Genomic DNA, 24,656 nt, shown 5'->3' with positions numbered 1-24,656 from the left:
TGCAATAGGACTGTAGAGACCAGTGACCAATGCATACTGTGTATTGCTGGAGAACCCTGTGACCGCTTGGCCTGCCGTTGCTTGAATGTGCAGCGTCTGGGCGGCAAGAGATTGGGCCGCCACCAATGTGACTAAAGCGGCACCCCATGAGGGGCGAAGACTAGCGTACCGGCTGGAATTTGTGAGAGAGGTAGGAGTGGACATGGTCTGCAACAACCCTCTTTATTCCCGGGTGGGGTAAATACCTTCTAACGCAATGATGTAGTTGATCGTCAGGTAAGGAGGCATGGTGGAGACGGGGGCACTGTTGCCTGCTATGCCAATGCTGGTGGGGTTTAACGTGGTGCTTGCACCTTCGGTGCTGTAGATGCCAGCGTTCTGGGCAACAGCCAATACCTTGTCGGTGCCACTTTGGCTGGTCGTGGCCGCATTGCTGCTCACATTCAGTGAATGGTTGTGTGCGGGCAGTTGTGTGCTGTTGAGCGTGACGTATGTCTGACCGCCCGTGCTGCCAAGGTTGGCATTTAACGAGCCTCCTACGCCTATGGGCACCCTTCCCTGCAGGTTGGGCAGCGCAAAAGTGGTTTGCCCGTTGCCCCCGTAGGTGGTGCCTAGGATGCTGAAAAGCGCCGGGTTCTGTGCAATGGACATGATTTGCCCTTGAGCCAAGGCCCAACCACGGGGGGCAAAGTTGCCCGTAAACATCCGGATCTCACCAAGGAATTGCTCTTGAGCATACGCAGGTGCCCCTAGGCCCACGGCGAATAAGAGTGCGCTACAAGCAGTGGCTTGGCGAATTTTCTGCAAAGTGGAGTTTTTCATGATGAAGGTCGTGGGTCTTGTTCTTAGAGCGCCGCTACAAAGCACATGGAGCCTTGGGTTTCGATGGTGTCGAGCCAACCGGCACTCCAGGTAGTGCCATTGGTCGTTTTGCCGGTACTGGTAATGGCTCTAGAGCGGCCCGTGCTGGTGCGTGCATCAACCAGCAGGCTGTAGTTGGTGCTGTTAAAAGCGTTGGTAAAGCCGATGGTGTAGTTGGAACCGTTGCGACTGACGGTGTAGCCTGTGCCATTGACCGAGGTGAGGCTGCCATCAAAACAGCCATGCACCACGGTGGTTAGCCCTGTCGTACCACCACCACTGCCTGCCGGGCCTGCGGGCCCCATGGGGCCCGTAGCTCCTTGAACCCCTTGTATGCCTTGCACTCCGTTGCATACATAACGCGTAGTGACAACTTCTGCGGCGTCCAACGTCGCGTTGGCGTTGCTATCGTTGCCAGCATCGACCTTTACCCCTCCTGTTGCACAGTTGGCTCCTGCCACTTCCGTGCTTATTTTGAGTAAGGCATTGCTTCCTGCATTGCCAGCAGGCCCTATTGGACCTGCAAGGCCCGTGGCGCCTATGGGGCCTTGCGGCCCGGCTGGGCCTACAGAGCCGGCGGCCCCTGCAGGCCCGGCGGCTCCGGTGGCACCTGTTGGGCCTTGCGGGCCGATGGCTCCGGCCGGCCCTGCGGTGCCCACGGGGCCTTGTGCTCCGTTACACACATAGCGTGTCACAGTGACTTCATCGACATCCAGTGTGTTGTTGCCATCTGCATCACTGCCTGCTTCTACCTTGGTTCCCCCCACAGCACAGTGGATGCCCACAGGTTCTGTGGTGAGCTGCACCAAAGCATTGGCACCTGCGGCACCTGAGCTACCTGCGGGGCCAGTGGCCCCTTGGGCTCCCGCAGGGCCAGCGGGGCCAGTAGCGCCAACAGCACCCTGTGCTCCTGCAGGGCCAGCCGGGCCTGCGGGGCCAGTGGCACCAGGAGTCCCAGGTACAAGACCACAAGCCCAACCCGAGACGTTGCGCAGGAGCGTTTCACCGGCTGCACAGTTTTCACCCAATTTACTGGCGGTGATAGCACCATCCATGACGGTATTGGCACTGAGTGCATTCAGAGCATAGGGTGCACTGGTCAGTGGCTGGCGTGGGAGCAGTTCGGTGCCACCATTCACTGTTACGCCCAAGTAATAGGGGGTGTCAAATGGCAAAGTCAGTGGGGTGATACTGCCCAATGGCACAGCAAATACGCCATTGCTGACATTGGTGTTGGTATGTGTCTCACTCCACAAGGCAGTGCCTCCACTGGCGGTGGTGTACAAACTGATTTGGAGTGTGGTGGTGCCCGTCAGTGGTGAGCCGCCCGTTTGTGTCAGGTGGCCTTGGTAGGCGATGGTGGCTGGAATGCCTGCTGATGCTATGGGAACTGTACCCAATGCAAATGCAGTAGTGGTACACGCTAGCCAAATGCGCCAACGCTCAGATGAATACAGGGGGAACATGCGCTTTCCTCAAAAGTGATACGCACAGGCCGTCCTGCTAATGAACCAGCCGTTGCGTTATCTGAAAAGCGTATCAGTCCCCTAGGGGCGATGTACACAAAAGAATTGCACCAAGATGTTGGCTGCTTGGTGCCTTTGGTTTTACTCGGCTGCGGTGTCGGATGCTGCTGTTTTGGCCGCTCGGCTGCGGGCGCTGTGCAGGGAGCGCACCACGGTGTTGATGTCCATGCCATACATGTCGGCAAAGGCTTGTACGGTTTTTTGGCCGCTGGCTTCAAAGGTACGCAGCAGGGCTTCTTCGCGGGCCATCTTGGCAGATAGATCGTTCAATGCTTGGTCTAGCAGGGCATTGGCCGCGTCGTCGCGGGTGCGTACGCGCTCGGCGTAGTCTTCTCGTGACAGGCCGCTGGTTTCGATATTGGCGACGATGCGCGCACACAGTTTGGCTGTCAGTTCTGGGTGGTTTTGCCCTTGGCGGCGGCGGTACACCTCAAGCAGTGCATAGTGGATGTGTTCGGGTGCCATAGCTTCCACGGGCTGACCTTGTAGATCGTGGCGTGGCTGGCCTGTGGCCACGCTTTGCAGGTAGCGGGTGGAGCGCGTGTGCAGCCCCAAAGCTTGCTTGAGGGCTTCGCGTTCAAACAGGTCGGGGTGGGCTGCCACCATATCTTGAAAGATGCCCCGCTTCAGGGGGCGAAACACTGCACCAAAAAGCTGTGGATAGAGCTCTGCCAGTTTTTGCAAGGTTGGGGGGACTGGGCGTGGCGCGCGGCGGGTCGATTCGGTAGCGCCAGATGGTGTGGCCGCCGGTGCCGTGGTGGCTGTGGGGTTGCGGTCTGTGGTGCCACGTTTGCCCCGGCGGGTGCGAGGGCGTCGGGGCGCAGCAGCCTGGGCGTTGCCAGCGGCAGCCTCCACAGGCTGGGCGGTGGCGGCTGCCACCTCTGCGGCAGGAGCGGGAGCCACAGGAGAGGACGAGGTAGAGGCTGCGGGCACGGAATCGGTCATGGAAGAAATCGGTCAGATCAAAGTCAAAGTGTCGAATGATGCCAGCCTCGGGCCAACATCGGGCGGGGGGAGGGCCATCAGGCCGTGGGGGGCGGGGGTGCCGAGGCTACTGTATGGGTGGTGGCAGCGGATGTGTCTGCTTGTAGGCGGCGCGAGGGCTGTAACAGACAGGCACGGTCTATCCACAACGGTGGTATTGCCAGCGTGAGCAAGATCAGAGCCAATGGCACTACCGAGACAAAGCCCAAATTCTTGAAGCCCCATGCCCCCACAATGCCACCGACTAAAAACATCCCTAACAGCCCGACAAACAAGCGCAGACGCTGGCGGTTGGCCCGCACCTGTTGTTCGGGGCGGCGGGCACTGCGGTTCCAGTAGAGCATTTTGCCCAACTCGATGCCCAAATCCGTAATGATCCCTGTCATGTGGGTGGTTCGAATTTGTGAGGAGGACATCTTGGTCACCGTAGCATTCTGTACCCCCATGATGAATGACAGTAGCAACACCGTGACCGGCACCGCAAACGGGGTGTGCCAGTCTAGCGTGATGCTGCCTACCAAACCGAACACCAGCATGAGCAGTGCCTCTATCAGCAGAGGTAGCGCATAGGCGCTGTGCAGACGATGGCGCAGCGACCAGTTGACCAGAATGGCGGTCAGGGCAGCACCGCCAACAAAGGACAACAGTGCTCCCAACGCACTGAGCACCAGCACCATATTGCCAAGCACTAGGTTGTCGGCCAACATGGAGACGAACCCTGTCATGTGCGAGGTGTAGAGCCGCAACACCAAAAAGCCCCCCGCGTTGATGGCGCCCGCATTGAACGCCAATAACAGGCCCAAGCGGCGGTTGCTGATGTCGGTGCGGTGTTGACCTGTCAGGTGGCGAAAGCGGCGCATGGCGAGAGCAGAATCTGGCTGTTGTGGTGTTGCAGCACAGTGGGTAGATGGCGCTCAGTTTGCTGGGGTAGCAAATACCCCGAGCAAGGTTTGAGCGGCCCAGAAGAAGGGGGCTGTTCATGCCGCTGGTGCCAGATTTTGCCCCCACCCTGACCCAGAAAACAACAGCTTGTATGGGGTGTGATGGTCTGGTGGCATCGGCGAAATTATAGGACTGCCTGTTTTGGAAGAAAAAATTGAATTTTGAGAAATGAGCAAGACCCGATTGAAAGATAAATCGATGGTCTCGTTGGATTTTGCCTTTGCGCGGGAATGGTGGTATTTAGAAAGAAATTTCTGCTTCCATGAAGGTGATAGCATTGCCAGACAACAGCACCCGATGGCTCAGTGCTTCGCATATCAGGAGGCCACCGCGTTTGGAAATCTGTTTTGCTCGCAGTTTATTTTTGCCAAGTCGGTGGGCCCAATAGGGTACAAGCGCACAATGTGCAGAACCTGTAACAGGATCTTCTGGAATGCCCAATTTGGGGCAGAAGAAACGACTGACGAAATCTACGTCTGAACCGGGGGCTGTAACGATGATGCCACGCAAGCCAAGTTGACTCAGCAAAGCGTGGTTGGGGGTGATGGCACGAATGGCCTCTTCAGTCTCAAAGACAGCCACATAATCGTCGGCAGCCCTTACTTCGATAGGGCGTATGCCAAGACCCTGAACCAAAATTTCTGAAATATCGCAGGCAACTGGCGGATAGGCAGGAAAATCCATCTGCAAAAGATCGCCGTGCTTTTTTACAAACAGCTCACCGCTGCGTGTTTGAAAGGTAATGGTGGATTGGGCGTAGCCCAGAATGTTGAAAATTACATGGGCCGCGGCCAGTGTGGCATGACCGCAAAGATTGACTTCTTGCACCGGAGTAAACCAACGCAGATGAAATCCTTTGTGATGGGGAACGAAGAAAGCTGTCTCAGATAAATTATTTTCTTCTGCAATGGCTTGGAGCAAATGATCGTCCAGCCAGTGATCCAGTGGGAGCACAGCCGCCGGGTTTCCCTCAAATGCTTTGGTTGCAAACGCATCTACTTGGTATTGTTTGATTTTCATATTCGGTGGATGTGGAAAGAAACCCCAGGCCCGAGTAACCGGCCACTGTGCAAGGCCGCATTTGTGCACAGTGCCCTTACTACGCTGGCTCGCACCATACTTCCATCTGAGGCCGGTTTAGCCTAGCAGCCATAAAAAAACCCGCCTTGAAGGGCGGGTGAAATGGCCCATGACAGGCCAGAGGAGTTGGTCGCAAAGAAAAGGAGTGCCCCGGCTGTGGCACCACCAGACACCACAGCCGGGCAGGGGCGGCTTACCGGGTGTAAGCCGTCTCGCCGTGGGAGGTGATGTCCAAACCTTCGCGTTCGGCTTCTTCCGATACCCGCAGGCCCACCAACACATCAGCGATCTTGTACGAGACAAACGACACCACACCAGACCAGACGATGGTCAGCAGCACGCCTTCAATCTGCACCCACAGTTGATGGCCCATCGAGAAGGTGTCGGGGGTCAGGCCGCCGGTGCCGCCCAGACTTTGCGAGGCAAACACTGCCGTCAGAATGGCACCCACAATACCGCCCAAGCCATGCACGCCAAAGACGTCAAAGGCATCGTCTACACGCAGCAGACGCTTGAGACCACCCACACCCCAGACGCAGATGGGGCCAACAATCAGGCCCATCACGATGGAGCCCATGGGGCCAACAAAACCAGCAGCCGGTGTAATGCAGACCAGACCAGCCACAGCACCCGAGGCGGCACCCAGCATCGAAGCCTTGCCCTTGTGCAGGGCTTCTACTGCCAACCAAGACAGGGTAGCGGCACCTGTGGCCAAGGTGGTGTTGATAAAGGCCAGACCGGCCGCACCGTTGGCAGCACCGGCAGAACCGGCGTTAAAGCCAAACCAACCCACCCACAGCAGAGAGGCACCCACCATTGTCAAGGTCAGGCTATGGGGGGTCAGGGCTTCTTTGCCGTAGCCAATGCGCTTGCCCACCATGTAGGCGCCCACCAGACCGGCCACACCGGCGTTGATGTGTACCACGGTGCCACCAGCAAAGTCGAGCGCGCCATCTTTAGCCAAGAAACCACCGCCCCAGACCATGTGTGCCACAGGCAGGTAGCTGAAGGTGAACCACAGCACTGCAAAAATCAGCACTGCAGAGAATTTGATGCGTTCGGCAAACGAGCCCACGATCAAAGCCACGGTGATAGCGGCAAAGGTGGATTGGAAGGCTACAAACACATACTCAGGAATCGTAGGCAACAGGCCCGAGAGCGTGTCGGGGGCAATGCCCTTGAGGAACAGTTTGTCCAATCCACCAATGAATAGGCCATCGCCAGTGAATGCCAAGGTGTAGCCATACACAGCCCAGAGCACCGTAATCATCGAGAAGATGACAAACACTTGCACTAGCACCGACAGCATGTTCTTGGAGCGGCCCAAGCCGCCGTAGAACAGGGCCAAGCCTGGGATGATCATCAAAATGACCAACAGGGTCGAGGTGAGCATCCAGGCGGTGTCACCAGAGTTGAGTGTGGGGGCCGGGGCTGCTGCAGCCTCAGGGGCCGCAGCTGCTTCAGCCACGGGAGCCGGGGCTGCTGCTGGAGCTGCTACGGCAGCGGCTGGCTCGGCGCTGGCAGTGGCAGCAGGAGCCACCACAGCCGCAGGCTCGGGGGCTGCCGCAGTTTGGGCAGAAGCGGGCAGCGCACTGACCAGCACACCCAAACCCAGCAAAACGGAGGCAAGTAGTTTTTTCATGGCAATCTCTCGCTATGGGGGTGGCCCTAGAGGGCTTCCGGGCCGGTTTCGCCAGTGCGGATACGAACCACCTGCTCTAGGGGCGAGACAAAAATCTTGCCGTCGCCAATCTTGCCGGTGCGGGCTGCGGTCTCGATGGCCTCGATGGTGCGCTCGACCAGATCGTCAGCAATGGCTGCTTCGAGCTTGACCTTGGGCAGGAAGTCGACCACGTATTCGGCACCCCGATACAGTTCGGTGTGGCCCTTTTGCCGGCCAAAGCCCTTGACCTCGGTCACTGTGATGCCTTGCACGCCGATGTCCGAGAGCGCCTCGCGCACCTCGTCGAGCTTGAAGGGCTTGATGATGGCAGTCACCATTTTCATCGGTTTTTCTCCAGAAAAAGGGCGCGCCGGGGCGCCCACGGGGGTTATGGGGTTAGAGCGTCTTGGTCAGAGTGACGAGCAGACGGGCCTTGTTGACATCGCCAAAATAGGCTTTCTTGTTGGCACCCACTACAGCAGCACCCAGCGACAGGCCACTGCCCAAGTCATAGGCACCACCCACGCTGTAGTCCACATAGTTGGGAACGCCCAAATCTTTGATGTCGCTGGAGAAGCGAGTAAAGCCCACCGAGGCCTTGAAGGTGACGCTGGGCATCACTTCTTTGGCAAAGGCCACGTTCAGGTAGCCAGTGTTGCGGCCCCGATTGCCAGAGCCTTTGGCACCAGCCCAGCCGAAATAGTCTTTAGAGACGGTGTGCGAGTATTTGGCGGTGACGGGGCCAAAAGTGGCAGCACCGTAGAGTTCGGTGGTGTTGCCCACGCTGTTGCCCGGATACAAATAGGCCAGCGCCCCTACGTCCATATCGACATCACCTGCCTTGAACTTGTAGCCGCCGTACACGTCCACTTCCAGCGAGTTGCCGTTGAGCCAGTCTACGCTGGAGTTCCAGTTGCCGACATACCAGCCGGTGTCACCAAAGGCATAGTCAAAACCACCTTGCAGCGCAGGCTTGACGGCTTTGCTGCGGCTGGCGTCCTGATCTTGACCACGGAACTTATAGTTGGTGGTCAGGCTCAGGTTGCCGGTGACTTGGGCGCTGGCCAGCAGGGGCAGCGCGCAGGCCAAAGCGACGCCGAGGGTTTTGAGGGATGCTGCAATCATGGTTCCTCCAGTGGGGATGGTTGAATGGTTCGGTACTCTCCAAGCACAGAGCGTGCCAACTTGCCTGACTTCCAAGGGGCGATGGTGGGCAGTAGCCGCCACTGTTGCAGTGACAATATGGCAACGCCAAGATGGATGCACTTTTTTGGTGCAGTCCGATGCTGCCGTTGGGGGGCAAGATCTGGCCCTACCGCACCTGTCTGGGGAGAATGAGCAAATGAGTCTTGCGCTAGTGCAAAGTCGTGCCCTGTTGGGCTTGCAGGCTCCACCTGTGACGGTGGAGGTGCATCTGGCCAATGGCCTGCCCAGTTTCACGTTGGTGGGGCTGGCAGATGTGGAGGTTAAAGAGGCCCGAGAGCGTGTGCGTTCGGCGCTCCAGAATGCGGGGCTGGAGTTTCCGCACAACAAGCGCATTACGGTCAATCTGGCCCCGGCAGACTTGCCCAAAGATTCGGGGCGGTTTGATTTGCCCATTGCTTTGGGCATCTTGGCTGCCAGTGGCCAAATTGATGCTGCGCGGCTGGCAGGGTATGAGTTTGCGGGCGAGTTGTCGCTATCGGGCCAATTGCGGCCTGTGCGGGGGGCATTGGCCACCAGTTTGGCTTTGCATACCGGGCAGGTGCAGGCGCGGCTGGTATTGCCGCCGGGCAGCGCCGAGGAGGCGGCGTTGGTGCCCCATGCCCAGGTCTACCGTGCGCGCCATTTGCTGGATGTGGTGCAACAGTTTTTGCCGCAGGGCAGCGTGCCCCCTGCTGAGGGCGAGGGGTGGGCACGCATGGGTGCCCAGCCTGTACAAGGTGAGGCTGTGGGTGCAGATTTGGCCGACGTCAAAGGACAGGTGGGTGCCCGCCGGGCGCTGGAAATTGCGGCTGCCGGGGGGCACAGTTTGTTGCTGTTGGGGCCGCCAGGCTCGGGCAAATCGATGCTGGCGCAGCGTCTGGCGGGGGTGTTGCCCGCCATGTCGGTCGATGAAGCCTTGCAAAGTGCTGCGGTAGCCAGTTTGGCGGGGCGCTTTGCGCTGGAACGCTGGGGGCAGCGCCCCACCTGCAGCCCACACCACACAGCCAGTGCGGTGGCACTGGTGGGCGGAGGCTCGCCACCGCGTCCAGGCGAGATCTCGCTGGCTGATCATGGGGTTCTGTTTCTGGATGAGTTGCCCGAGTTCTCGCGCACGGCCCTAGAGGCGCTGCGCGAACCGCTGGAGAGCGGACAAATCACGATTGCCCGTGCAGCCCAGCGGGCGCAGTTTCCCGCCCGTTTTCAATTGGTCGCAGCCATGAACCCCTGCCCCTGCGGTTATCTGGGGGCAGCCCACCGCGCCTGCCGCTGCACCCCAGATCAGGTGGCCCGTTATCAGGGCAAGCTCAGTGGCCCTTTGCTCGATCGTATTGATCTGCATGTGGAAGTGCCGACATTGCCTGCACAAGACCTCTTGGGCACGCCATCGGGCGAATCCAGTGCCGCAGTGCGGGCGCGCGTGGTGCAGGCGCGGGGTCGGGCGGTACAACGCCAGGGGTGTACCAACCAAGCATTGCAGGGGCAGGCGATAGACACACATTTGCTGCTAGAGCCTGCGGCGGCCCAATTTCTGCAACAGGCTGCCGCCCGGTTGGGCTGGTCGGCACGGGCCATGCACCGTGCCCTGCGGGTGGCCCGCACCATTGCCGATTTGGCCGGGGCGCAGCATACCCAAGTCGGTCATGTGGCAGAAGCCATGCAGTACCGGCGCGGGATGCACCACTGATGTGCCGTGGTAGTTTTGCCGTGGTGCTTTGGCTCGCCCCTGTGCATACTGCTTTTTCATCGCCTGATTGGATGTGTTTTTGAACCATGACGCCTGTCTCTTCTCCCCCACCAGGAACCGTATCCACTGAGGTGGTCGCCATTGACTGGCCCTTGCCGCCCGGTGGCGGCTATGTCCATGCCCCAGCCAGCCCCGAAGGGTTGAGTTGCCACATGGAGGCGATCAATGGGCAGGTGCGCAGCCTGTTGCTGGTGTCGGCCAATGAGGCCGGACGGTTTTTTCTGGTGCAGCAGCCCCCAGCACGCACCACCATGACCCTGCGCTTTGCGATGGTGCGTCGCCTGTGGTTGAGCAAGACGCTGCAAGCAACCACGGCCACGCCAGCGATAGACCGGCCCAGTCGCTTCTTGTTGACTCTGCGCCATGCTGATTTGGTGCAGGGCCAAACCGTGGGGCATGTAGAAAACGGTATGGGCTTGTTTTTGTTTCAGCCTTTGGAGGGGAATGGGCCGCTGGAATGTGTTTTTTACCCCCGCGAGGCCTATCAGAAGGTGCAATGGTTGGAGCCGGTGCCAGAAGCGGCCAGCCCCACGCCCGAACCTGTAGCTGCTGCACCTTCTGCACCGCCAGCACCAACCCCAGCACAGGAGGAGCCAACCTCCCTGTCCTCCTCGTTGTCGGGCAATGCAATTGTCGATCCCGAGCAACTCTTGGTGGCACTGGAGCAGCAGGCCCGTATGCCAGTGGTTCGCATTGGTGAGGCCTTGACGGCGCTGGGGCTGGTGACCAGAGAACAGTTGGCCGATGTGCTGGAGAAGCAAAAAACCGAGCGTGGCGCCCCATTGGGCGAGATGCTGGTGCAAAGCGGTCAGATTTCGCGCGAAGACTTGCAGATGGCACTGGTGCGCAAGATGGGCTACCCGGTCGTGGATGTGGCCCGGTTCCAAATCCATGCCGAGGCGCTGAAAAAAGTACCGTTTGCGATGGCCCAGCGTTTGCATGTCTTGCCATTGCTGCAACGTCCGGGACTGCTGGTGGTTGCCGCAGAAGACCCCTCCTTGCGTTCCACCATTGATGCACTGGAGTTCCTGACCCAGTCGCGTGTGTTGGCCGCGTTGGCCGGGGCGGTTCAACTGGCAGAACTGATTCAGCCCAGCTACGCGCATGCGGGGTTAGACACTTCTGGGGGCCAGACTGGGGGGCGGCCCCAAGAACAGGTTGTACCGGTGTCGGCCAGCGAATTGCGTGCCTCTTTGGAGCTGGACAGCAGCCAAGAGGAAGACACCGCAGACGTTGCGCCCCAGATCACCCAGACCGATAACTCACTGGTGCGACTGATCAACACCATGATCATCGATGCACAAAAGCAGGGCGTCTCGGACATCCACATCGAAACCTACCCCGGCAAGCGCAAGATACGAATTCGCTTTCGGCGCGATGGTGTGCTGGCACCTTACATGGAGTTGCCACACACTTACCGTTCGGCCTTGGTGGCCCGCATCAAGATCATGTGCGAATTAGACATCTCGGAGCGGCGCAAGCCCCAAGATGGCAAGATCAATTTCAACAAGTTTTCCAGCGGTCACCATTTGGAGTTGCGGGTAGCGACCATTCCTACCCAGGCCGGTGCCGAAGATGTGGTGCTGCGTTTGTTGTCATCGGCCAAGCCCGTAAGCCTCTCTGCTTTGGGGCTGTCACCCGCCAACCACCGCCAATTGACCGAGGCCGTAGAGCGTCCTTATGGCATGGTGCTGTGCGTTGGCCCCACAGGCTCTGGCAAGACCACGACGTTGCATTCGGTGTTGCAACACCTCAACACCCCCGAGCGCAAAATTTGGACGGCTGAAGACCCGGTAGAAATCACCAATCCCGATCTGCGCCAGGTGCAGGTCAATCCTAAAATCGATTGGACTTTTGCCAAGGCGCTGCGCGCCTTCTTGCGTGCCGACCCCGACATCATCATGGTGGGTGAGATTCGCGATCAGGAGACTGCCCAGGTCGCTGTGGAGGCTTCGCTCACTGGCCATTTGGTGCTCAGCACCCTGCATACCAACAGCGCCCCCGAGACCATTATCCGCTTGCTGGATATGGGCATGGACCCTTTCAATTTTGCCGACTCGTTGCTGGCTGTGCTGGCCCAACGGCTGGCCCGCAAGTGGTGTCCACAATGCAAACGCACCGAGGTGGCCGATGAGGATTACATCCAGACGCTGCTGCACGAGTATCTGCGCTCCTTTCCCGAGGCCTTGCGTCCTGACCCAGAAGCACAGCGAGCGCAATGGTTGCACCAGTATGGCCATAACGATCAGTTGCTGCGCGCCCATGCCCCTGGTTGTGTCCATTGCCACCACACGGGCCTGAGTGGGCGTTTGGGGCTGCACGAGCTGCTGCTGGTGGTACCCGAGGTGCGCCACTGCATTCAGCAACGCGCCCGCCCAGAAGCGATTCAGCAGGCGGCTATGCAGCACAGCCACTTTCGTACCCTGCGTCAAGATGGGATTGAGAAAGTGCTGGCAGGCCTGACCAGCCTAGAAGAGGTGCGGGCCAATTGCAATGGCTGACAGGCTAGCTGCTTGGGCCGTCACAATGGCTTGGTTGTTGTTGGATCTACCGATTTTGTTATGACTGTTACCTTTTCTGTTCAACCCCTGCGGGGCGTCCGTATTTTGAGTCTGGCGCTGAACCTGCCTGGCCCCGCCGCGCTGCTGCGCTGTGCGGCGATGGGCGCACAATGCACCAAGCTGGAGCCGCCGCCCCCGCTGGGGCAGCCTACTGCCGACCCTATGGGCCACTACAGCCCAGTGGCCTATGCTGCCTTGCACGATGGTGTGGGGGTATTGCACGCCCACCTCAAGACCAGCGAGGGCCAAGCCGTGCTGCATGCCGCGTTGGCCAACGCCGACGTGCTGCTCACCTCGTTTCGGCCCTCGGCGCTGGACAAGCTGGGGCTGGGCTGGGAGGCACTGCATGCCCGCTACCCCCAGCTGTCGCTGGTGCGCATTGTGGGCGCTACGGGCCAGCGTGCCGAAGAGCCAGGTCACGACTTGACCTACCAAGCCGAAGCGGGGCTGTTGCAAGGCTTGCAGATGCCCCCCACCCTGTTGGCCGACATGGCAGGTAGCTTGGCCGCCAGTGAGGCCGTGTTGCAGGCCCAATTGGCGTGTGCCCAAGATGGACAAGGCGTGTGCTTGGACGTGGGGCTGGCTGAATCGGCCCAATGGATGGCACTGCCCGCCACATGGGGGCTGATGCACGCTGACAGCGACACCGGCGGTGCCCATGCTGGCTACCAGATGTATCCCTGTGCTGATGGCAGGGTTGCCATGGCGGCCTTGGAGCCTCATTTTGCGGCCCGCCTGTGTGAGGCAGCCGGTCTGCCCCCGCAAGGTGATGCTGCCACTTTGCGCACGGCCAGCACCCATGCGGCTATTGCCCAGTTTGTGGCTCCGCAGACCCGTGCCCAACTGCAAGTGCTGGCACACGACAAAGATATTCCGCTTTACACCCTGCCTTGATGGGGGGCGGATGGTGGTGGGGCCAGAGGGTGTGGCCCATGCCCGCTTTGCTTGCGATGGCGCGGCGTGCAGACTCACTCAAACGGCTTGGGCCGTGGGGTTTGGTCGCTGGAAGGGGGCAAAATGGGCAGCGTGAGCTGGGGTTGTTTGCCGGTCAGGGTTCTCAAAAAGGCCACGATGTCGGCATTTTCTGCCGGGGTAAACGTCTTGCCCAGTTGCAGGCGTCCCATGGTGTCCACTGCTTCACTCAAGGTGTCGGCAGCCCCATCATGAAAATACGGATAGGTCAGTGCCACATTGCGCAGTGTTGGCACTTTGAAGTTGAAGCGGTCGGCGTCCTTGCCGGTCACTCCGGCGCGACCTTCAGCGGGGTTGTCGGTTTTGTAAGGCTCCACAATGCCCATTTTTTGGAATGAGTTGCCGCCCACATTCACGCCGTTGTGGCACGCCACACAACCACTGGCCTTGAAGGTTTGATAGCCGCGCAGTTCTTGTGCATTCAGTGCCTTTTTGTTGCCCTTGAGCCATTGGTCAAAGCGTGCATCGGGTGTGACCAGCGTTTCTTCAAAAGCAGCAATGGCCAGTGTGACTTCGTCAATGCTGAGCTTGTCGGTGCTAAACACCTTTTTAAATTCGCTCACGTACTCTGGAATGGATCGCAACAGGTCTACGGCCAGATCGTGGGTGAATGCCATCTCGCCAGGGTTGGCAATGGGGCCACCGGCCTGCTCGCGCAAGTCTTTGGCGCGCCCGTCCCAGAACTGGGCCAGATTGAGGCTGGAGTTGAGCACTGTGGGCGAGTTGATCGGGCCTTTTTGCCATTTGTCGCCAATAGATGTTTTGAGGTTGTCTGAGCCACCCATGCTCAGGTTGTGGCAGGAGTTGCACGAGATAAAGCCTGAACGCGACAGACGCGGATCAAAAAACAGCTTTTTGCCCAACTCCACTTTGGCCGGATGCGTCACCTTGGCTGCTGGGACAGGCTGTATCGGTTCTGGGGCCATGTCTTTGGCTTGGACGGCCCCCATAGCCAGCAGGGCTGTGGTGGTTAGCCCTCCCAGAATGGCACGGAAAGTAGAACGCTGTTTCATGATGCACCCCTTTGTCTGGCACAGACAAGGAATAGCCTGCTTCACCCCACCAGCACTTTGCTTGCAAAGGCGTAGACCATCCCCAAAATTGCATTCTGAAAACAATGGGGTGGGCAGACCTTGATGCACCTCAACAAAGTGGGCCATCTCCGGGCTCTACCGCCACGGGCACTCTGGGGGCCAGCGCGCACATTAGCTCATAGCCCACGGTGCCTGCAGCCTGGGCCACTTCGTCAATGGGCAGCACGGTGCCATTGGTGGCGCGCCCCCACAGCGTCACTTCGCTGCCCAAGTCCACCGGCCCACCAGCGGCCAACACGGGGGTCAGATCCACCGTCAACATATCCATACTGACCCTGCCCACCAGCCGAGTGCGGATGCCGTTGACCAGCACTGGCGTGCCTGTAGGGGCATGGCGCGGATAGCCATCGGCATAGCCACAGGCGGCTACGCCAATTTGCATTGGGCCATTGGCAGTGAAGCAGGAGCCATAGCCCACGGTATCACCCGCTTGGAGTTGCTGCATGCCAATGAGGCGGGTGCCCAAGGTCATGGCGGGCCGCAAATCCCAGTCTTGCAGGCAGTGCTCTGGGTGGTCGGGGGAGCTGCCATAGAGCGCAATGCCTTCGCGCAGCCAGTCGCCACGGGCCAGCACATTCTGGCTGTGGCGCAGCGTAGCAGCACTGTTGCCCAAGGTGCACTCGCCGGGCAGGTCTTGGGTGGCCGTGGCAAAGGTGGCTATTTGGTGGGCGATGCCGCGCGGGCCATCGGCATCACTGAAGTGGGTCATAAATGAGATCTCTTCTACCTGTGGCAGAGCATTGAGCCGTGCCCAAGCACTGCGAAAACGCTGTGGCGTAAAGCCCAGCCGGTTCATGCCGGAGTTCATTTTGAGAAACACACGGTGTGGCATCTGTGTCTTGTGTGCGGCCAGCCAGTCGATCTGTGCCTCACAGTGGATGGTGTGCCACAGCCCCAGCCGTGAGCACAACTCCAGATCGCGCGGTTCAAACACACCTTCTAGCAACAAGATTGGGCCACGCCAGCCCAGTTGGCGCACCCGTGCTGCCTCATCCAAGTCGAGCAAGGCAAAGCCATCGGCGGCCCGCAGCCCTTCAAAAACGCGCTCAATGCCGTGGCCGTAGGCATTGGCCTTGACGACGGCCCATAGGCGGGCATCAGCCCCTGCCGTGCGCAGGCGGGCCAAATTGTGTTGCAGAGAAAGGGTATGGATGGTGGCGTGGATAGGGCGCGGCATGGCTGGCACTCAGGGAATATGCGGGGGATTCTGGCACCGCAATGGAACCGCTTGCGTGATATAACCGCCCATCTTTTGCCATTGCAGCCGCCAGCGCCCCCTTTTTTTCTGCACCGGGCCACTGCCTTCGCCCCAGCACTCCCCTTATGGCCATTCATTGATGAAGCGCGGTTTTTACACCATCATGTCGGCGCAGTTTTTCAGCTCGCTGGCCGACAATGCCTTGTTTGTGGCCGCTGTGGAGCTGTTGCGCACCGGCGGCGCACCCGAGTGGCAGCGTGCCGCGCTGGTGCCTATGTTTGCACTGTTTTATGTCATTTTGGCGCCCTTCGTGGGTGCGTTTGCCGACGCACTGCCCAAAGGGCGGGTGATGTTTGTCAGCAATGCCATCAAGGTGGTGGGTTGCTTGATGATGCTGTTTGGCTCGCATCCGCTGTTGGCTTATGCGGTGGTTGGGCTGGGGGCCGCGGCGTATTCACCAGCCAAGTACGGCATCCTGACGGAGTTGTTGCCGGCCTCGCAATTGGTCAAGGCCAATGGTTGGATTGAGGGCTTGACCATCGCCTCCATCATCTTGGGCGTGTTGTTGGGTGGGCAATTGGTGGGGCCCGTCATTGCGCCGTTGTTGTTGGGCATTGATGTGCCGGGAATGGATACCAGCATTGATACCGCACCCGAAGTAGCAATTGCTACGCTGATCAGCCTGTATCTGGCCGCTGCTTGGTTCAATACCCGCATCCCGCACACGGGCGTTGAAATGCGGCCACTGCGCCACGATCCACAACACAGTGTGCTGGCCAGCACCTTGGCGCTGTTGCCCGATTTTTGGCGCTGCAACCGGCGTTTGTGGCATGACCGGCTGGGTCAGATTTCGTTGGCCACAACTACTTTGTTTTGGGGGGTATCGGGCAATTTGCGCTATATCGTATTGGCTTGGGCTGCAGCTGCGCTGGGCTACAGCACCACTTCGGCTTCGGCTTTGGTCGGGGTGGTGGCCATTGGTACGGCTGCTGGGGCAGTGCTGGCCTCGGCCCGGATGCGCCTAGATGGCGCTACCCGTGTCATTCCATTGGGCATTGCCATGGGGGTGCTGGTGATTTTGATGAATTTCATCGATACCATCTGGCTGGCTGTGCCCTTTTTGATTGTGTTGGGGGGCTTGGGCGGCTTTTTGGTGGTGCCCATGAATGCACTGTTGCAGCACCGGGGCCATAACCTGATGGGTTCGGGGCGCTCTATTGCGGTGCAAAACTTCAATGAGCAAGCCTGTATTTTGGGGTTGGGGGGCTTGTATGCACTGTCTACCAAACTGGGGCTGTCGGCCTTTGGTGCCATTGCGGTCTTTGGCATTGTGGTGGCTGGCACGATGTGGATCATTCGGCGCTGGCACTGCCACAACTGCACCCACCATAGCCACGAAGTAGAGCACCTGCTGCACATTGCCCGCCACGACGCACACCACTGATCCTGCTGCGCACCTGTACCATGCCTGCACCCAGCCGCCGCGCCATCTTGCATACCTTACTGGCGCTGGTGTTGTTGGTGCTGGCTGCAGGAGATCTGCTCTGGCTGCACCGGCTCGACACGCTGGATCAGCGCGTGGGCGATGCCTTGCTGCGCTGGCAAGCCCAAAGCCGTGTGCCCCCCGCCGATGTGGTGGTGATCGATATTGACCAACCTTCGCTCAAGAATCCGCAGATGTTTGAGTTGGCTGGGGTTTGGCCTTGGCCGCGCGTGATTCATGCGGAACTGATCGAGCAGCTGGCGGCCCAGCAGCCGCGTGCCATCGTCATTGATCTGATCTTCAATACGCCCGACCGTTTTCGCCCGCACAACGATGTGGCGCTGGCCCAAGCTTTGCGCTTTGAGCGGGCCTTTGTGCCTATGGTGCTGATGGAGGATTCTACCGACCAAGCACCGCTGGCCTTGGCCCCACCGGCGATGGGCTTGCGCGCCCTGCCCGGTGCCAACCCCGATGCGCGTTATGGCATTGATGGCCCAGCAGCTTTGCCTGCCGAGGTCTGGCGCACTGGGTATATCAACTTCATCAAGGATGCCGATGGCACAGGCCGCGAGACCGAAACGGGCCGCATTGTCCAGGGGTGGTGGATTCCCCATTTGGTGGGGCGGGTTGCACAAGCACTGAACCTGCCGCAACCGGCCCAGCCGCGCTTTCGGTTGCACTGGTATGGTCAGGAGTTCACCCGCATTCCCTATGCCCAAGCCTATTTGGCCACCCAAACTGGCAGCGGAGCCTTGCCCTTTGATGCCCGTGGCAAGATCATCGTTTTGGGCTCCACTGCCCCCGGCTTGCTGGATTTTGTGCCCACGCCGCTGGACGCTACTACCCCTGGTGCCTTTGTGTTGGCTACGGCACTGGCCAATCTGCAAGCGGGCGATTGGCTGCGCGATGCGCCAGTTTGGGCCAACCCGTTGTTGGCGTTGCTGAGCATCGTGGGGGTGGCACTGGCTTTTGGCCTGCACCGGCCTGTGGGTTGGATTGTGGCGGTGCAGGCATTGGTGATAGTGGGGGCGCTGGGGGCCAGTGCTGGGTTACTGGGGCGCCATGTGTATTGGATACCTGTGTCGGCGTTGGTGTGGGGCACCATGGCTCTGCTGGCTTTTGGCTTGCTGAGTTCTCGGCTAGAGATGGGCCAGCGCCGCCATGTGCAGGCGATGTTCTCGCGTTTTGTGGACCCGCGCATCGTGGCGCAAATTGCCGATGCGCAGCAGGTGGCCCAAGCCCAAGTGACGGCCAGTCGGGAGATCACGGTGCTGTTTTCTGACATCCGGGGCTTTACCCATTTGTCGGAACACCGCCCACCCGAGGCTATTGTGGCGTTGCTCAACCACTACTTTGATGCCCAGGTGCAAGTGATCTTTGCCCACCAAGGCACGCTGGACAAGTTCATTGGCGATGCCATCATGGCCTTTTGGGGTGCGCCTATGGCCCAAGCCGACCATGCCCGGTTGGCTGTGGAGGCTGCACTGGCGATGGGTGAGGCACTAGAACGCTTTATGGCAGAGCTGGACGACCCCAGCGCCCGTTTTGATATTGGCGTGGGTGTGCATACTGGGCCTGCCGTGGTAGGCTTTCTGGGCAGTAGCCAGCGGTTGGATTACACCGCTATCGGAGATACTGTGAATTTGGCCAGCCGTATCGAGGGTTGCACCAAAGGCGTAGCCAGGGTATTGGTCTCTGAGACCACCCGAGAACGTTGTGGTGATGCCTTTGACTTCATTGACCGGGGCGACTTTACGGTCAAGGGCCGCGAACAGGCGGTGCGGTTGTTCGAGCCACATCGGCGCAAGCCCTGAACCACAGGAGAGATACCGTGAATACTTCATTCTTTCTGAGCCGCTGGCGGCATTGGCTGTGTGCCGGTGTAGGGTTGGCACTGGGTGTGAGTGCCTGGGCCAAAACGGTAGAAGTGGCCACCGCCACCACCTTGCGCGCCGGCCCCGCCTTGGATGCCAAGGTATTGGAGCAGCTGGACTCTGGTGCTCAGGTCGAGCACCTCGAAACCCAGGGTGGCTGGCTCAAAGTGCGTGTCAACAAGCGCGAAGGTTGGGTGCGTGTGACCCATGTCAAACTGGAAGTGAGCAGCACCAGCGCCAGCAGCCAAACCAACCCTCTGACGGGAGTGGCGGGCTTGTTTACCGCCAACAGCAACCGGCCCACAGCCACCACCGGCACGCGCGGCCTCACGCCCGAGCAATTGGCCCAAGCCCAGCCTGCCCCAGCAGAAGTGCAGATGCTGGAAACCTATGCCGTCACACCAGCACAGGCTGAACAGTTTGCCCGCAACGGAAAATTGCAAGCCCGTTCATTTGCCACACCCAAGGGAGATGCACCATGATCACCAAGCCTACCCGCCTTGCCGCTTTGCTGTTGGGCACCTTGTTGCTCAGTGCCTGCGAGACCATGAGCGTGGCCCCTGTGGGCAATTTGGTCGGCCAATTGGGCGGTGGCAGCACAGGCCACAACACCTTGGATGTGGTGCATGACGTGGTCAGTGGTGCCACGGCTGCTTTTAAAGACTACACTGCTGCCGAGCAGCGTACGCTGGGCACCGAGTTCTCGGCAGTGTTATTGGGCGCGCGCCCCTTGTTGCGCAACGAGCGCGTGCAACGCTATGTCAACCAAGTGGGTGTCTGGGTGGCCTCTCAGGCCGATAAACCCCTAGACAAAGAGGGCAAGCCCATCCAGTTTGCCTGGCGCTTTGGTGTCATTGATACCGATGCTGTCAATGCCTATGCCACCCCCGGTGGTTACATCTTCATTACGCTGGGGTTGCTCAAGCAACTGGAGTCCGAGGCCGAGTTGGCAGGTGTGCTGGCCCATGAGATTGCCCATGTCACCCGCGGTCACTACCTTGCGGCCCTGAAAAAGGGCGGCTTTGCCCAAATAGCTGGGGGTGTGGTCAAGGCCAAAGCAGGCAGTGGGGTGGTGAGCAGTGCGATGGTCAATGCCGTGCGCAACATCTATAGCCGGGGGCTAGACCAGAGCGATGAATTCCAGGCCGACCGCCTTGGTGTGTTGTATGCCGCACGCGCTGGCTATAGCCCCCAAGGTTTGCCCAATGTGCTGCGCTTGTATGCGGCCTCTGGTTCCAAGGGCGATGCCAACTACAGCATTTTGTTCAGTACCCACCCAGCACCCACCGAGCGCAGCCAGCGCATTGAACCCATGGTGAGTAGCCAACTGGCCCAGGCCGACACCACCGAGAACGAGAAACGTTTCTTGGCCATGCGCCGTCAATTGCGCTAAGCGGGCTTTTTCTGCCACAGATGCCCCGCATCTTCAGCGCAGCCCCGGTGTGTGGGGGCTGGGGGTGCTGGAGCTGCCAGCCAATGCATCTACTGGCGCTGGGCCACGCAAGGCCATGCAGAAAGGCTGCACACAGGCTGTTTCGCCTTGGTAGGGGCAGCCTGGGGTGTCGCACAGGGCCGCACTGGGATGCACCATGTCCTCCTCTTCATGGTGAACATGGCCACTGGCTTGGATGGTCGCCATGTGCAGCCAAGGGTCTTGGCGCAGATGGGGGGCACTATGGCGACCATAAAGTGTGCTGGCCTGTGCGCTGGCTGACGAGCGCAACAGTGGCTGAAACTCCAGCAGCATGAGCGCACTGGTGCGCATCCCGGCCATGCCTGGAGATTCCAAGGCCAATGCCAAGGTGCCCGATTGCAGGCTGGCCGATGGCCCCACAAAGACTGCTTGCAGTGGGCGTGGTGTTCCGGTTCCTGCGCTGGGTGCCGGTTGTGGGCTGCCGAGCCAACCATTGCCTGTGTGCGATGGCTGGGCGGTGGCCTGCGCTTGTTCCCAAGCGCGTAGCCAAGGTGTAGGCACCCGCAAGGTGATGGACACCCCGCGTGGCCCCTCTCGGGTTTGTACCACCCCTTGGTGAACCAGCCAAGTTTGCAAAGGGGCCAGGTCTGGCTCGGCCTTGGCAGGGGGTTGTGGGTCTACCACAGGTACCAGTGCGGCAGGCCAGTGCTGCGCTGCCAGCACCCGCTGGGGGCCTAGCAACGCCGTGGCTTGCTGCACCAAGGTTTGTACCAAGGTGTGCAATGGCTTGCCCACACCGTGGGAGGGCCAGTGCATTGCTGCCGGTCTGGCGATGGTCTTTTCCCCGATTGGGTGGCCTGTGGTGGAGGGGTCTGTGGTGGTGGCGTCCGAATGGCTGGTCAGCAGCATTTTGGGGGCCGCTGGTGGTAAGGTAGGCAAGTCTTGCTTGTGACCAGCATAGCTCTGAATCCAGGCATTGGTGGGCAGTGGCGGGCTGTGCTGTGCAGGCAGTGCAGGCGCTTGGGCCGCACTGTGCTCTGTCGAGGTGGGCACTGTAGAGGGTGTTGGTGCTGCCTTTGGCAGCGGTGTGGTTGTTCGTGTGGCCGGGAGGGGCACACCAGCCTGAAGTGGCGCACCCAGCGCCTGCAAGAGGGTATTTTGGTTGTGCAATTGAGCTGCTGCTTGCCCCAGACTCTGGCGCCCTTGGGCCGAGATATGCACCAGCGCCCCCGCAGTGGGTGCAGGGGGCGCGGTGGTGGCAGGAGCAGCACCCACCGGCGCTGGCGTCTCACGCGGCAGCAAGGGACTGCTTGGGCGGGTTGCCGCACTACCCGGCAAGGCCGCCGCAGGAGGCAGAGAGGAGTCCAGATGAACAGTCATGGCTGCCATTGAACCGCAAATCTGTCACTGGTATTCCAGCAAAAAACAGGGCAAAAGACGGCTGTGCACCCACGACAGCACAGCAGCGGTGCAGCCTTAACCACCCCAATGTGGGATCAACGATAGCCCTTTGGGCGGCTGCACTGGCCCACATTCCGCAGGGCTTTTAGTGCATCCCTGCAAAGCCACAGGCACCCGGCCCGCCGGGATGGCTGCAACTGCCGCAGGGGCTGGCAGGCAAGGGCACTGTCCGGGCAGCCTCGTTGGTAGTGGCAAACACCGACAGTTGTTTTTCTAACTGCTGCGACTGGCAACTGGGGCATGCAGGCACAGTGCCCGAGCGCACCAAGGTTTCAAAAGCATGGCCACAGTCTTGGCAAGCATATTCATAGATGGGCATAGCAGAGCGTGTATCCAGATAAAAGGGTCTATTCTCAGCACCGGCAGAGGTCTTGCCAAGGCCACCTTGCTGGATTGGCGCCCAGCGCACAATAAGGCCCATGTGCCTGCGGGCCTTTCTCCACCACTCCCACCCACACAAAGAGTTTTGCCTTGTCTGCTGCGCTTTCGGTCTTGAACCACATTTTTGGCTACCCGCAGTTTCGGGGGCCACAACAGGCCATTGTTGAGCACGTGATTGCCGGGGGCGATGCGCTGGTGCTCATGCCCACGGGCGGGGGCAAATCGCTGTGCTACCAAATTCCAGCCATCGTGCGCCAACAGCAAGGCCAAGGCTTAGCCATTGTGGTCTCACCACTGATTGCATTGATGCAAGACCAAGTGGGCGCTTTGCACGAAGCGGGGGTGGAGGCCGCCTTTCTCAATTCGACACTGGATTGGCAGCAGACGCAGGAGGTGGAGCAGCGCCTGCGCACGGGTGCCATCACCTTGCTCTACGCAGCCCCTGAGCGTGTGAATACACCACGGTTTTTGGCACTGCTCGATGCACTGTATCAGCAGGGGGGCTTGGGCCTGTTTGCCATTGACGAGGCCCATTGCGTAAGCCAGTGGGGCCATGATTTTCGGCCCGAATACCGTGCCCTGAGCGTGCTGCATGAGCGTTTTCCGGCTGTGCCGCGCATTGCCCTGACAGCTACTGCCGATGCCTTGACCCGTGCCGACATCATTGAGCGGCTGCAGCTGGAAGAGGCGCGGCTGTTTGTCAGTAGTTTTGACCGGCCCAATATCCGCTACACCATTGCTGAAAAAGGCAAAGACGTGACGGGCCAATTGCTGCGCTTCATTAAAGACGAACATGCGGGCGATGCGGGGGTCGTCTATTGCCAGTCTCGCAAACGGGTGGAGGAGTTGGCCACAATGTTGGCCCATGCCGGCATTGCGGCACTGCCCTACCATGCTGGTTTGCCCGCCGAGTTGCGCCAAGAGCACCAAAATCGCTTTCTGCGCGAAGAGGGCATTGTCATGGTGGCCACCATTGCCTTTGGCATGGGCATCGATAAGCCCGATGTGCGCTTTGTGGCCCATGTCGATATGCCCAAGAACATCGAAGGCTACTACCAAGAAACAGGCCGTGCGGGCCGCGATGGGCTGGCCGCCCATGCTTGGATGGCTTATGGCTTGAGCGATGTGGTGAACCAGCGGCGCATGATTGATGAAAGCCCCGCCGCTGAAGAGTTTAAACAGGCGCTGCGTGGCAAGCTAGAGGCGCTGTTGGCATTGGCCGAGGCTACGGACTGCCGCCGGGTGCGCCTGTTGGCGTATTTTGACGAGGCATCGACGCCCTGCGGCAATTGCGACAATTGCCTGCACCCCCCCGAAGTTTGGGATGCTACCGACTGCGCACGCAAGCTGCTATCGACCATCTACCGTATCCAACAGGCCAGTGGACTCAACTTTGGTACCCAGCACACACTGGATGTGTTGCGTGGCAAAAGTACCGACAAAATCGTGCAATATGGTCACGACAAGCTCTCTACCTTTGGTATTGGGCCAGAATTTGGCGAGTTGCAATTGCGTGCGGTGCTGCGTCAGTTGTTAGCCACCGGTGCGGTGGGATTGCATAAGGTGCAATTGGACAATGGGCACAGCTTTGATACCCTGTGCCTGACCGATGCCTCACGGGCGGTGCTGCGTGGCGAGCAGCCGGTGCGTTTGCGCGCTTCGGTAGCAGCCCCTGCTGGTTTGCGTGAGCGCCGTCAGCGCCGCACAGCCGCCAGCCTGCCCCCTGTGGCCGAGGGGCTAGACCAGGCAGCCTTGGCCCGTTTTATCAACTTGAAAGCCTGGCGTGCCGAGGTGGCCCGCGAGCATGGTTTGCCTGCTTATGTGATTTTTCACGATGCCACGCTGGCCGCCATTGCGCAGCAGCAGCCGGGCACACTGGCGGATTTGCAAGGTATTAGCGGCATGGGGGCCAAAAAATTGCAAGCCTACGGGGCCGAAGTGCTGCGGGTATGCAACTCACCAAGGGTTTAACGCAGAACTTCGGGCAGCTCGATTTTCACTTCCAGCACTTCGAGGTTCTCTTGGCGTTCCAGATGGACTTTGATGTCGTCCAGATCAATCGACACATACTTGGAAATGACGGCCAGCAACTCGCGCTGCAAAGCGGGCAGGTAGTCGGGCATGGCTGCATTGCGCCCAGTGCGCTCGTGCGCCAAAATGATTTGCAGGCGCTCACGAGCCACATTGGCAGAGGTTTTTTTCTCTCCCAGAAACAAGGTCAGCAAGGACATGC

Annotated in this window: 21 protein-coding genes; 8 read left to right on the top strand and 13 right to left on the bottom strand. The window is 59.7% G+C overall.

Going from position 1 to position 24,656, the window contains the following annotated elements; translation table 11 throughout:
- Positions 1-222: 222 nt before the first annotated feature.
- The 8 genes from ACFO6X_RS08300 to ACFO6X_RS08265 form a co-directional block, all read right to left on the bottom strand.
- Positions 223-822, bottom strand: a complete 600-nt coding sequence (locus tag ACFO6X_RS08300; RefSeq protein ID WP_382431931.1) for a phage tail protein — start codon at positions 820-822, stop codon at positions 223-225.
- A 23-nt stretch (positions 823-845) separates the two neighbouring features.
- Entirely contained in the window at positions 846-2,327 is a 1,482-nt protein-coding gene (locus tag ACFO6X_RS08295) for a DUF7151 family protein (protein WP_382431929.1), read from the bottom strand.
- 141 nt (positions 2,328-2,468) lie between these two features.
- A complete protein-coding gene (locus ACFO6X_RS08290) occupies positions 2,469-3,332 on the bottom strand; it encodes a ProQ/FINO family protein (protein ID WP_382431927.1) in 864 nt (287 codons plus the stop codon).
- Between the two features lie 77 nt (positions 3,333-3,409).
- Positions 3,410-4,231: a YoaK family protein gene (locus tag ACFO6X_RS08285; protein WP_382431925.1), complete on the bottom strand. Its 822-nt coding sequence runs from the start codon at positions 4,229-4,231 to the stop codon at positions 3,410-3,412.
- Positions 4,232-4,553: 322 nt separating this feature from the next.
- Positions 4,554-5,333 (bottom strand): PhzF family phenazine biosynthesis protein, encoded by a 780-nt coding sequence (locus ACFO6X_RS08280; RefSeq protein WP_382431923.1) that lies wholly within the window; start codon positions 5,331-5,333, stop codon positions 4,554-4,556.
- A 253-nt stretch (positions 5,334-5,586) separates the two neighbouring features.
- Positions 5,587-7,035, bottom strand: coding sequence for an ammonium transporter (locus tag ACFO6X_RS08275; RefSeq protein WP_382431921.1), 1,449 nt, complete (start codon positions 7,033-7,035; stop codon positions 5,587-5,589).
- A gap of 26 nt (positions 7,036-7,061) precedes the next feature.
- Entirely contained in the window at positions 7,062-7,400 is a 339-nt protein-coding gene (gene glnK, locus ACFO6X_RS08270; RefSeq protein WP_382431919.1) for a P-II family nitrogen regulator, read from the bottom strand.
- Positions 7,401-7,452: 52 nt separating this feature from the next.
- Positions 7,453-8,181: a TorF family putative porin gene (locus ACFO6X_RS08265; protein WP_382431917.1), complete on the bottom strand. Its 729-nt coding sequence runs from the start codon at positions 8,179-8,181 to the stop codon at positions 7,453-7,455.
- A 217-nt stretch (positions 8,182-8,398) separates the two neighbouring features.
- Here ACFO6X_RS08265 and ACFO6X_RS08260 point away from each other — a divergent pair, with 217 nt between their 5' ends.
- The 3 genes from ACFO6X_RS08260 (at position 8,399) to ACFO6X_RS08250 (ending at position 13,440) form a co-directional block, all read left to right on the top strand.
- Positions 8,399-9,925, top strand: coding sequence for a YifB family Mg chelatase-like AAA ATPase (locus ACFO6X_RS08260; protein WP_382431915.1), 1,527 nt, complete (start codon positions 8,399-8,401; stop codon positions 9,923-9,925).
- 86 nt (positions 9,926-10,011) lie between these two features.
- A complete protein-coding gene (locus ACFO6X_RS08255) occupies positions 10,012-12,486 on the top strand; it encodes a GspE/PulE family protein (protein ID WP_382431913.1) in 2,475 nt (824 codons plus the stop codon).
- Between the two features lie 60 nt (positions 12,487-12,546).
- Positions 12,547-13,440, top strand: a complete 894-nt coding sequence (locus tag ACFO6X_RS08250; RefSeq protein ID WP_382431911.1) for a CoA transferase — start codon at positions 12,547-12,549, stop codon at positions 13,438-13,440.
- Positions 13,441-13,514: 74 nt separating this feature from the next.
- Here the strand turns inward: ACFO6X_RS08250 and ACFO6X_RS08245 are convergent, their stop codons facing one another.
- Together ACFO6X_RS08245 and alr are read right to left on the bottom strand one after the other, a co-directional pair.
- Complete coding sequence (locus ACFO6X_RS08245) at positions 13,515-14,531, bottom strand: cytochrome-c peroxidase (RefSeq protein ID WP_382431909.1); 1,017 nt, start codon at positions 14,529-14,531, stop codon at positions 13,515-13,517.
- A 130-nt stretch (positions 14,532-14,661) separates the two neighbouring features.
- Positions 14,662-15,789, bottom strand: coding sequence for an alanine racemase (alr, locus tag ACFO6X_RS08240; protein ID WP_382431907.1), 1,128 nt, complete (start codon positions 15,787-15,789; stop codon positions 14,662-14,664).
- 160 nt (positions 15,790-15,949) lie between these two features.
- Here alr and lplT point away from each other — a divergent pair, with 160 nt between their 5' ends.
- Genes lplT through ACFO6X_RS08220 form a run of 4 tightly spaced genes read left to right on the top strand, consistent with a single transcriptional unit; the run spans position 15,950 to position 20,560 of the window.
- Positions 15,950-17,254, top strand: a complete 1,305-nt coding sequence (gene lplT / locus ACFO6X_RS08235; RefSeq protein WP_382431905.1) for a lysophospholipid transporter LplT — start codon at positions 15,950-15,952, stop codon at positions 17,252-17,254.
- 20 nt (positions 17,255-17,274) lie between these two features.
- Positions 17,275-19,107: a CHASE2 domain-containing protein gene (locus tag ACFO6X_RS08230; protein ID WP_382431903.1), complete on the top strand. Its 1,833-nt coding sequence runs from the start codon at positions 17,275-17,277 to the stop codon at positions 19,105-19,107.
- Positions 19,108-19,124: 17 nt separating this feature from the next.
- On the top strand, positions 19,125-19,649 hold the full coding sequence (locus tag ACFO6X_RS08225; RefSeq protein ID WP_382431901.1) for an SH3 domain-containing protein: 525 nt from the start codon (positions 19,125-19,127) through the stop codon (positions 19,647-19,649).
- Positions 19,646-20,560 carry a M48 family metalloprotease gene (locus ACFO6X_RS08220; protein WP_382431899.1) on the top strand — a complete coding sequence of 305 codons (915 nt, stop codon included), beginning with the start codon at positions 19,646-19,648 and terminating at the stop codon, positions 20,558-20,560. The genes ACFO6X_RS08225 and ACFO6X_RS08220 overlap by 4 nt, the downstream gene beginning before the upstream one ends.
- A 33-nt stretch (positions 20,561-20,593) precedes the next feature.
- Here the strand turns inward: ACFO6X_RS08220 and ACFO6X_RS08215 are convergent, their stop codons facing one another.
- Both ACFO6X_RS08215 and ACFO6X_RS08210 read right to left on the bottom strand, forming a co-directional pair.
- Positions 20,594-21,961 (bottom strand): hypothetical protein, encoded by a 1,368-nt coding sequence (locus ACFO6X_RS08215; RefSeq protein WP_382431897.1) that lies wholly within the window; start codon positions 21,959-21,961, stop codon positions 20,594-20,596.
- A gap of 166 nt (positions 21,962-22,127) precedes the next feature.
- On the bottom strand, positions 22,128-22,361 hold the full coding sequence (locus tag ACFO6X_RS08210) for an FmdB family zinc ribbon protein (RefSeq protein WP_382431895.1): 234 nt from the start codon (positions 22,359-22,361) through the stop codon (positions 22,128-22,130).
- 152 nt (positions 22,362-22,513) lie between these two features.
- Here ACFO6X_RS08210 and recQ point away from each other — a divergent pair, with 152 nt between their 5' ends.
- On the top strand, positions 22,514-24,394 hold the full coding sequence (gene recQ / locus ACFO6X_RS08205) for a DNA helicase RecQ (protein ID WP_382431893.1): 1,881 nt from the start codon (positions 22,514-22,516) through the stop codon (positions 24,392-24,394).
- Here recQ and minE read toward each other — a convergent pair.
- A complete protein-coding gene (gene minE, locus ACFO6X_RS08200) occupies positions 24,391-24,654 on the bottom strand; it encodes a cell division topological specificity factor MinE (protein WP_382431891.1) in 264 nt (87 codons plus the stop codon). The two genes, recQ and minE, sit on opposite strands and share 4 nt — an antisense overlap.
- Positions 24,655-24,656: the final 2 nt, after the last annotated feature.

It is taken from the genome of Giesbergeria sinuosa (genome assembly GCF_042652905.1).
GTDB lineage: Bacteria > Pseudomonadota > Gammaproteobacteria > Burkholderiales > Burkholderiaceae_C > Simplicispira > Simplicispira sinuosa.
The sequence above is the reverse complement of the archived record's forward strand: the minus strand, read 5'-3'. Positions and strand labels throughout refer to the sequence as shown.